The sequence below is a fragment of the Streptomyces sp. SID5785 genome (assembly GCF_009870065.1).
Taxonomy (GTDB): Bacteria; Actinomycetota; Actinomycetes; order Streptomycetales; family Streptomycetaceae; genus Streptomyces.
The window spans coordinates 1-8,868 of the sequence record NZ_WWIA01000819.1; the positions used below are offsets into that span (position 1 = coordinate 1).

General features: G+C 71.2%; 10 protein-coding genes and 1 tRNA gene. 5 read left to right on the forward strand and 6 right to left on the reverse strand.

The annotated features are described in order from the left end of the window. The coding region (locus GTW43_RS26690; RefSeq protein WP_161304526.1) for a DUF3830 family protein at positions 1-525 on the reverse strand (525 nt) is incomplete at its 3' end. Between the two features lie 130 nt (positions 526-655). Between GTW43_RS26690 and ehuB the strand changes: the two genes are divergently transcribed. The 5 genes from ehuB (at position 656) to GTW43_RS26715 (ending at position 4,724) form a co-directional block, all read left to right on the forward strand. Next, complete coding sequence (gene ehuB / locus GTW43_RS26695) at positions 656-1,582, forward strand: ectoine/hydroxyectoine ABC transporter substrate-binding protein EhuB (protein ID WP_161304527.1); 927 nt, start codon at positions 656-658, stop codon at positions 1,580-1,582. Further along, the gene (ehuC, locus tag GTW43_RS26700) at positions 1,579-2,331 is read left to right on the forward strand and encodes an ectoine/hydroxyectoine ABC transporter permease subunit EhuC (RefSeq protein WP_161304528.1); all 753 of its coding nucleotides are present in this window, start codon (positions 1,579-1,581) and stop codon (positions 2,329-2,331) included. Before ehuB ends, ehuC begins: the two co-directional genes overlap by 4 nt. Continuing rightward, positions 2,328-2,975 carry an ectoine/hydroxyectoine ABC transporter permease subunit EhuD gene (gene ehuD, locus GTW43_RS26705; protein WP_161304529.1) on the forward strand — a complete coding sequence of 216 codons (648 nt, stop codon included), beginning with the start codon at positions 2,328-2,330 and terminating at the stop codon, positions 2,973-2,975. Before ehuC ends, ehuD begins: the two co-directional genes overlap by 4 nt. Next, positions 2,965-3,780: an ectoine/hydroxyectoine ABC transporter ATP-binding protein EhuA gene (gene ehuA / locus GTW43_RS26710; RefSeq protein WP_237536827.1), complete on the forward strand. Its 816-nt coding sequence runs from the start codon at positions 2,965-2,967 to the stop codon at positions 3,778-3,780. The genes ehuD and ehuA overlap by 11 nt, the downstream gene beginning before the upstream one ends. 173 nt (positions 3,781-3,953) lie before the next feature. Further along, positions 3,954-4,724, forward strand: coding sequence for an IclR family transcriptional regulator C-terminal domain-containing protein (locus tag GTW43_RS26715; RefSeq protein ID WP_161304530.1), 771 nt, complete (start codon positions 3,954-3,956; stop codon positions 4,722-4,724). A gap of 76 nt (positions 4,725-4,800) precedes the next feature. Here GTW43_RS26715 and GTW43_RS26720 read toward each other — a convergent pair. The 5 genes from GTW43_RS26720 to GTW43_RS26740 form a co-directional block, all read right to left on the reverse strand. Further along, positions 4,801-4,874: transfer RNA gene (locus GTW43_RS26720), tRNA-Lys, on the reverse strand. Between the two features lie 55 nt (positions 4,875-4,929). After that, positions 4,930-6,600, reverse strand: a complete 1,671-nt coding sequence (locus GTW43_RS26725) for an AMP-binding protein (protein WP_161304531.1) — start codon at positions 6,598-6,600, stop codon at positions 4,930-4,932. 76 nt (positions 6,601-6,676) lie between these two features. Next, positions 6,677-7,105 (reverse strand): DUF3592 domain-containing protein, encoded by a 429-nt coding sequence (locus tag GTW43_RS26730; RefSeq protein ID WP_161304532.1) that lies wholly within the window; start codon positions 7,103-7,105, stop codon positions 6,677-6,679. A 143-nt stretch (positions 7,106-7,248) separates the two neighbouring features. Then, positions 7,249-7,845, reverse strand: coding sequence for a lytic polysaccharide monooxygenase (locus GTW43_RS26735; protein WP_161304533.1), 597 nt, complete (start codon positions 7,843-7,845; stop codon positions 7,249-7,251). Positions 7,846-8,016: 171 nt separating this feature from the next. Next, on the reverse strand, positions 8,017-8,868 hold an 852-nt coding region (locus tag GTW43_RS26740; protein ID WP_161304534.1), incomplete at its 5' end, for an SPFH domain-containing protein.

The window sequence follows — 8,868 nt, forward strand, 5'->3', positions numbered from 1 at the left end:
CTCCGCCCGCCGGAAAACCAGACTCTCCCCCGCCGCCCCGTTCCGCCACAGATCCTGGCAGGCCTCGGCCATCCGATCGAGCCCGTCGACGACCTGCCCCCAGACGATCCCGGGCACCCATCCCACGTCCCCGTTGATCAACAGATTGTTCCGCTCGTAGAACAGCGCGAGGTCGATCACGGAGGCCCCGGCCCGCACGTCGGCCCCCTCCCCGTACCCGTACGACTGGGACCCCAACTGCGTCCCGTTGAAGGAGAAGTAGCACAGATCGCCCGGGATGGGCGTGATGGTCGGGTTCTCCAGGGGCGGCTCCTGTTCCGCGAAGGCCGGGAAGAGGGCGTAGATCTCGTTCCGGGCGTATTTGGCGTGGTAGACGTCGGAGCCGAGCGGCAGTGCGTCCCACACCGCGGCGCAGGTGAGCGGCGCGCGGTCGTCGAGCAGCTTCGCCGTGCAGGTCACGCCGCGTTTCGCCAGCGAGACGTGGAGGTACCGGGCCCGGGATCCGTCGGCGGTTTCGGTGTCCATTGCGTCCTGTGTCGCAGCCATACGTCCCATGGTCGGCCTCATCCACCCCGGTGGGTCAAGTACGCATCGCCCGTGTCGGCGGCGCGAATTGATCGGCATAGGTTGTGTCGAGTCGGGTAGCCGCGCGCCCATGGCTCCACCACGAGGAAAAGACGAGAGACGCATCATCGGTCCGCCCGGCCGCCGCTCCTTTCTGCTGGGAGCGGCGGCGGTGGGCGCTGCCGGTCTGACGGGCTGCAGCCTGGCTCCGGAGGAGGGGAAGGTCGAGGGCGGTGACCTGTTGAGCCGCCTGCGTTCCTCCGGCACGGTCAAGGTCGGGGTCTCCGGCGAGCAGCCGTTCGGCTACATCGACGCGGACGGCAAGGCGACCGGCGAGGCTCCGGCCATCGCCGAGGTCATCTTCAAGCGGCTCGGCATTCCGAACGTCCGGCCCATCCCGACCCAGTTCGGCGCGTTGATCCCCGGTCTGAAGGCGCTCCAGTTCGACGTGGTGTCCGCGGGCATGTACATCAACCCGCCCCGGTGCGAACAGGTGCTGTTCTCCGACCCCGACTATCTGATGCTGGACGCGTTCATCGTCCGCAAGGGCAACCCGCACGGCGTCAAGTCGTACGAGGACATCGCCAAGAAGGGCCTCAAGATGGCCAGCGGCACCGCGTACGCGGAGATCGGCTACGCCGAGGCGGCCGGGGTGAAGAACATCCTCATCCTGCCGGACCCGGTGGCCGGCCGGGACGCCGTCGCGCAGGGCCGCGTCGACGTGTTCGCGGGGACGAACGTGACGGTCAAGGGCGTCGTGAAGAACAACGCGCGCGTCGAGGCCACCGAGCCGTTCCAGCCGGTGGTCGACGGGAAGCCGGCGTACGGCGCGGGCGGGTTCGCGTTCCGTCCGTCGGAGAAGAACTTCCGTGACGCGTTCAACGAGGAGCTCCACAAGCTGAAGAAGAGCGGGGAGCTCCTGCGGATCGTCCGGCCGTTCGGCTTCACGGAGGACGAGATGACCGACCTCACGGTCGAGAAGCTCTGCCCCGGTATGTCAGGGGGCTCGTCATCATGATGTCGTCGGAGTTCTTCACCTCCTGGTTCCTGCCGGGCATCTGGATCACCGTCCAGGTGCTGGTGTACAGCGCGCTCCTGGCGCTGGTCATCGCGTTCCCGATCGGTATTCTCCGCGGCTCGCGCCTGTGGATCGTGCGGTTCCTGGCCGGGGCGTACTTCGAGATCTTCCGGGGCACGTCGGCGCTGATCCTGATGATCTGGATGACGTTCGCGGTGCCGCTGCTGCTGCACATCCAGTTCCAGCCGATGGCGGCCGGTGTGCTGGCCCTGGGCCTCGGCTACGGCGCCTACGGGTCCGAGATCGTCCGTGGTGCGCTGGCCGCCGTGCCGGTGGCCCAGCGCGAGGCGGGGGTCGCGCTCAACTTCACGCCGTTGCAGCGGCTGCGGCTGATCGAACTCCCGCAGGCCTGGCCCGAGATGATCCCGCCGTTCAACAACCTGCTGATCGAGCTGATGAAGGGCACCGCGCTGGTGTCCGTGATCTCGGTGGCCGACATGACGTTCGCCGGGAACCTGCTGCGGCAGGCCAAGAACGAGAGCGCGCCGTCGTACACGCTGCTGCTCGTCCTGTACTTCGTGCTCGCGTTCGTCCTGACGCGCGGCATGCGGGCGCTGGAGCGGCGCGCCAAGTCGAAGGTCGGCCGGCCCAGTGAGACGAAGGTCCTCTTCGGCGGTCTGCGGAGCAAGAGCGGGGTCGACGCCGTGACCGGCAGCAGCACCGCCGAGGGAACGGGGGCCGGCAAGTGAACTGGGACTGGAGCGTCATCGACGACTTCATGCCGCGCTTCTGGGACGGGGTGCTCGTCACCCTGCAGGCGCTCGGCTGGGGCACTCTCATCGCGTTCGCCCTGGGTCTCGTCTGGGCGATCGCCCAGCGTTCGGGGCCGGTGTGGGTGCGCGCCGTGGTCATCGCGATCACCGAGTTCATCCGGAACACGCCGCTGCTCGTGCAGCTCTTCTTCCTCTTCTACGTGGTGCCCGAGTGGGGGCCGACGATGTCCCCGCTCACCACGGGTGTCATCGGGCTCGGTCTGCACTACTCGACGTACACCTCCGAGGTGTACCGGGCGGGCATCGAGGGCGTGCCGGCCGGTCAGTGGGAGGCGGCGACGGCGCTCAGCCTGTCGCGCCGCCGTACCTGGACGGCCGTGATCCTGCCGCAGGCGATCCGCCGCGTCGTGCCGACGCTCGGCAACTACGTGGTCGCGATGCTGAAGGACTCCCCGCAGATCTACGTCATCGGTGCGCTGGACATGCTCGGCGAGGCCCAGGCCTACAGCCAGGAGACGTTCACCACCGAGGCGCTGACCCTGGTCGGAGTCGCCTACATCGTCATCGCCTACCCCGCCTCCCTTCTTCTGCGAGCCCTGGAGCGTCGTCTTGCCCGCTGACATCAATCCCACCGCGAAGACGCCCGAGGCCCCGGCCGGGGGCGACGAACTGATCCGCTTCGACAAGGTCGTGAAGCGGTTCGGCGGCAACACCGTCCTGGACGAGCTGGACTTCTCGGTCGCGTCCGGCAAACACGTGACGCTGATCGGACCGTCCGGCTCCGGCAAGACGACGATCCTCAGACTCCTCATGACCCTGCTCAAGCCCGACGAGGGCTCGATCAAGGTCGGCGGCGACTACCTCACGCACGAGGAGAAGAACGGCACGCTGGTGCCGGCCGGCGAGAAGCACATCCGCGAGGTCCGCAAGAACATCGGGATGGTCTTCCAGCAGTTCAACCTGTTCCCGAACATGAAGGTGCTCCGGAACATCATGGAGGCGCCGGTCACCGTGCTCGGCCTGTCCAAGGACGAGGCGGAGCAGCGGGCGCGCGAGCTGCTCGACATGGTCGGGCTCGGGGACCGCTGCGACGCGTACCCGACGCAGCTGTCCGGCGGTCAGCAGCAGCGGGTCGCGATCGCGCGGGCGCTGGCCATGCGGCCGCAGGTGCTGCTCCTGGACGAGGTCACCTCGGCGCTCGACCCGGAGCTGGTCGCGGGCGTTCTCGACGTCCTGCGGGACATCGCGCACACGACGGACATCACGATGCTGTGCGTGACCCACGAGATGGGCTTCGCCCGGGACATCTCCGACCAGGTACTGATGTTCGATGCCGGACGGGTGATCGAGTCCGGTTCGCCGGAGAAGATCTTCACCGAGCCCGAGCACGATCGCACCCGGGAATTCCTGAGCGCGGTGCTGTGACCAGCCGTGCCCATCATGGGGCATGACTTTGGCATATGCCAGGGTGGCGCGTTCCTGCTGAGAGGCCACGGAACGCGCCACCAATCTCCCCAACAGCCGCCCCGTCCGGACCGGTTGACGGCTATCGTGGACGGAGCCCAGCTGTCCGGAACCGTTCCATGCAGGGGGATCCCGTGGCGCTGAAGCACGAACAGGACGCGTCGTCGTACCAGCCGCACCGGTCGGTGCAGCTCGCGCTGCGCGTTCTGGAGACCGTCGCCCGGCACGGGGTCGGCATCACCGACACCGAGCTCGGCCGCCGCACCGAACTGCCCGCCGACCAGCTGGCCCCGCTGCTGCGGATGCTGCGCCGCGAGGGGTACGTCCGGCAGACCGCGGACGGGGCGTACGTCACGGGCGCGACGCTCGACCGGCTGTCGACCGCCGACGGCCGCGAGGCCGCCCTCGCCACCGAGCTCCAGCACACCCTGGACACGCTGCGCGACACGGTGGGCGCGGCCGTCTACCTCAGCCGGTACATCGACGGCGAGGTCCGTGTCACCCAGTACGCGGCCGGGCCCGAGGCCCCCGCGGTCAACGAGTGGGTGGACTTCCGCGTCTCCGCGCACGCCAGCGCGGTCGGCAAGAGCCTGCTCGGCCAGCTGGACGTGAACGGGCGGCGCGATCACCTCTCCCGGCACAAGATGGCCCGCCTCACCTCGCGCACCATCACCAACGAGAAGGTGCTGCTCTCCCGGCTGGCCGCCCAGCCGCCGACCGTCCCGGTCCTCGACCTCCAGGAGTACGCGGTCGGCACGGTGTGCGCGGCGGTCCCGATCACGGCCGGCGCCGCGGTGGGCTGCCTCGCGCTCTCCCTGCCGGTCGAGCACGCCCACCGGCTCCACAGCGCGGCCGACCGCCTCAACAAGGGGGCGACCCCGGTCCTGCTGTCCCTGGCGATCTGAGTCCCGGAGCCCGGGCGGCCGCGCCGGTCCGGGAACAGCGAAAGCCCCCCGCTGCTGCGAGGGGCTTCACTTCAGGTGCGCCATCAGGGACTCGAACCCCGGACACGCGGATTAAGAGTCCGCTGCTCTAACCAACTGAGCTAATGGCGCCGGTTGACGTCGTAAATACTACCCGGTCCCGGGGGGTGCTTCCGACCACGCGCGTTCAGGTGGGGTTCAGGAGCGGGTGACGGCCGTGGGTGCGGAACGCGGCGGCCAGGGCATCGCGGTCGGCCGGGCCGAAGGGACGGTAGGACGACTCGCCCTCGGGCCGCCACCACACGGGGTCGGTACCGCCGCCGAAGCCCTCGCGGCGCAGCTCGCCGCGGCGCACCTTGTTCGTGGCGGTGACCGGCATCCGTGTGACCAGGCGCACGAAGCGCGGGGCCATCTTCGTGCCGAGGTCGGGCTGGGCCAGGAGGAACTCGGCGAAGGCGAGCGGATCGAAGGCGGCGCCGTCGCGCAGCGCCACGGTCGCCATGACCTGGTCGCCCGCGACCGGGTCCGGGACGCCGTAGACGGCGACGGCGGCGGCCCGGGACCAGCGGGCGAGGATGTTCTCGATCATGGCGGGGGCGAGGTTCTCGCTGTCGACGCGGATCTTGTCGTCGTCGCGCCCGGCGAAGTAGAGGAACCCGTCGGCGTCCCGGTAGAAGAGGTCACCGGTCCAGTACCAGCCGTGTTCGCGGACGCGCTCGGCGTCGGCGGCCTCGTTGCGCCAGTAGCCCTCGAACGGGGAGCGGCCGCGGTTCACGAGCTCGCCGATGGCGCGGCCGCCGTTGACGAGCCGCCCGCCCGCGTCGAACTCGGCCGGCGGGCACTCCTCGCGGGTCGCCGGGTCGAGCACCGCGAGGTCGTCCCCGGGGGCGGCGCGGCCGATCGCGCCGGGCGGGGTGTCGGGCGTGCGGGACACGGCGGCGCCGCCCTCGGAGGAGCCGTACCCCTCGACGAGCCGGACCCCGAACCGCTGCTCGAAACGGGCGGCGTCGACCGCCCCGGCCTCGGTGCCGAAGCCGACCCGCAGCGGGTTGTCCCGGTCGTCGGGGCGCTCCTCGGTGGCGAGGAGGTACTGCACGGCGCGGCCGACGTAGGTGAAGTAGGTGGCGCCGAAGCGGCGTACGTCGTCGAGGAAGCCGGAGGCGGAGAAGCGGCGGGCCAGGGCGGTCCCGGCGCCGGCCGCCATCGCGGGGGCCCAGTCGGCGATGACCGCGTTGCCGTGGAAGAGCGGCATGCAGATGTAGTGCACGTCGTCGCGGCGCACCCCGAAGTGACCGACCAGGGACTGCCCCGCGTGGGCGAGCCTGCCCTGGGTGCAGATCGCCGCCTTGGGGGCGCCGGTGGAGCCGGAGGTGAAGTAGAGGAGCATCCGGGTCCCGGGGCCGATGCCGCGGGCCGCTTGCGGCGCGGCGCCCGCGTAGGGCGCGAGCACCTCCCCGTAGGCGGCGGTGTCGGTGACCAGGACGCGGACGCCGGGCAGCCGCAGTCCGTCGAGGAGCGGGAGCCGGGCGCGCTCGGTGACCAGGACGCGGCACTCGGTGTGAGTGATGTCGCGGGCGAGCTCGGCGCCGCGGCGGGTGGGGTTGAGTCCGGCGACGGCGGCTCCGGCCAGGGCGGCGGCGCCGAGCCACTGCGGGAACTCCGGGGTGTTGTCGAGGAGCAGCCCGACGTGCGGTGCGGCGCCGCGGGGCAGCAGGTCGCCGAGGAGCGCGGCCCGGGCGGCGGCACCCGCGGCCACCTCGTGATGGCTGAGCACCTGGTCCTCGAAGGCGAGGCCGGGGCGGTGGTCCTGCCACCGCGCCTGGACGAGTTCCGCGAAGGTGTTCCTCAGGGATCCCATGGCGGCGCACCATAATTGACGTCACGTCAGATGTGGAGGGCCGCGACCCGCCCGGCCGCTCCGCCGCCCGCGGGCGTCACCAGTACTGGACGGACACCCCGAGGAGGACGACGGCCCCGACGCCGAGCACGCCCACGCCGAAGACCGTGCCGAACGCGTCGCGGCCGGGGCTCGGCTCGGAGGCCGTCGCCGCCTCGGGCTCGGCCGCCGCGTAGTACACGAGCGTGCTGTCCCCGACGGCCCGGCTCGCGGGGCCGCCGGACTCCTTGAAGCGCACGGCGCGCCCGGTGGCGTCGGTGAAGTCGTACTCGTGCCACTGGATGCGCCGGGCGACGTTGTTCACCATCTGCACGCGCGCGTACGCGGCGACCACGCGCGCCTGCGCGGTCAGCCCGCTCTCCCACGCCGCGCGCCGCTGCCGGGTCCGCCGCACGATCGCGAAGCAGGCCCAGACGAGCAGGACGGCGAGCAGGGGGAGAAGGAGGTGGAAGACAAGACCGTCCATGGCCGGCGGGCCCCGCAATCAGAAGTCGTCGGTGGGCAGATCGGCCACGAACGATACGCAGCGGACGACTCCCGGCCCAGACGTGGGCCGGGAGCGGTTCCGCCGCCCTCAGGATGCCGGACGGGTCATACGGGCCGAACGGGTCAGAAGGTCACGTCCGAGCAGGCGTAGAACGCGTTCGCCGTGTCGGCGATCGTCCAGACGGCGACGATCACGTGGTGGCCCGACTTCCCGGAGGGGAGGACACCGGAGTGCGAGAGGGTGGCCGGGGGCTGTCCGCTGTAGGGCACCGTGAGGAACGGGGTGGTGTCCAGGGCGGCGCGGGTGAGCGGCTGGTTCTGGTCCCAGCCGTTCTTGGTGACGTAGTAGCGGAAGTCCGTGGTGGAGTGGCGCGCGGTGAACTGCCAGCGGAAGGTGTAGCTCTGTCCTCCCGTCACCTGGGTGGTGGGCCAGGCCTGGCCGTTCGGCTGCTTCGCGGCGTCGAGCGCGCCGAACTCGCCGTGGCCCGCGGAGCAGATCTGGCCGTCGGCGGGACCGGCGGCCGGGAAGCCCTTGGGGCCCTCGACGCTCTGCGGCTCCCACTGGATGTTGCCGCAGCCGGTGACGGTGCCGTTGGCACAGAGTTTCTGCCGGCTGATGGGCAGGTCGGTGTAGCCGTGGCCGCTGGCGCCGCCCGCCGAGAGCGCGAGGGCTCCGACGGTGGTCAGGCCGAGCAGGGCCGCGCAGATCTTCTTTCGCATGCTGCCGCTCCTGGGGGTGTGGGGAGTTCCGGTAGCCGTGCACACAGCGTTCGCCGATCGAAGAACATTCAGGTCTAGACCAACACCCAAGGTAAGGGCGCTAGTTGAACATGTCCATACCAATCGATGAGCTGCTCCTGACCCGCCGGAACCCCGCCCCGCGGGAGCCCGTCACTCCCCCCGCCCGGTGTAGAACGCCACCGTCAGATCCTTCACCAGCGCCTTGCGCTCGTAGTCGTCCAGCTCGACCAGGCCCCGCGTCGTCAGCCGCGTCACCGTGTCCTCCACCGAGTCCACGACCGACGACAGCACCGAGTCGCGGTGCTGCGCGTCGAGCGCCGCGACCCGGCGGCGGCGCATCGCGGCGGCCACCTCCGGCGCGTACTCGATCCGGGTCGGCTGCGCCGAGAACACCTCGATGCCGACCGGCGCCGCGTCCGTCGCGAGCCGGCGCGTCAGCAGGTCGCCGACGGCCTCCGCGTTGCGCAGCGTCGGCGCGTCCCCGTGGAAGGCGTCCGCCGGCAGCTGCGAGAGCACCCGGGCCAGCCCCGCCTCGACGCACTCGCGCAGGTACTCCTCGTGGTCCTCGACGCCGAGCGCCGCCTTCGCCGTGTCCCTGATCCGCCAGACGACGAGACAGACGACCCGCAGCGCGGTGCCGTTGGCGTCGACCACCGCCATCGGCTCACTGCGCCAGTGCCGCAGCCGTACGTCGATGCGGCGCCGCAGGACCAGCGGGTTCACCCACATCAGGCCCGTCCGGCGCACGGTCCCGCGGTACCGCCCGCACAGACTCAGCACCCAGGCCCGCCCCGCCCGCCCGCGCGCGAGCCCGCCGAAGCCGAACAGCGCGAGCGCCCCCGACCCGGCGAGCGCCGCCCACTGGACCGGGCCGAGCCCCACGCCCGCGTACCCGGGCAGCCCGGCGGCCTCCGTCATGATCCCCGGCAGCGCCCCCGCCCAGCCCAGCGAGACCGCCGTACCCGCCGCGCCCACCACGCCGCCGAACAGTCCGGCCGTACC

Bases quoted from the DNA above. Each gene is read 5' to 3' on its own strand.
- ehuB (WP_161304527.1), top strand. From the start codon at position 656: ATGGCTCCACCACGAGGAAAAGACGAGAGACGCATCATCGGTCCGCCC.
- ehuC (WP_161304528.1), top strand. From the start codon at position 1,579: ATGATGTCGTCGGAGTTCTTCACCTCCTGGTTCCTGCCGGGCATCTGG.
- GTW43_RS26725 (WP_161304531.1), bottom strand. From the start codon at position 6,600: ATGGGATCCCTGAGGAACACCTTCGCGGAACTCGTCCAGGCGCGGTGG.
- GTW43_RS26730 (WP_161304532.1), bottom strand. From the start codon at position 7,105: ATGGACGGTCTTGTCTTCCACCTCCTTCTCCCCCTGCTCGCCGTCCTG.
- GTW43_RS26735 (WP_161304533.1), bottom strand. From the start codon at position 7,845: ATGCGAAAGAAGATCTGCGCGGCCCTGCTCGGCCTGACCACCGTCGGA.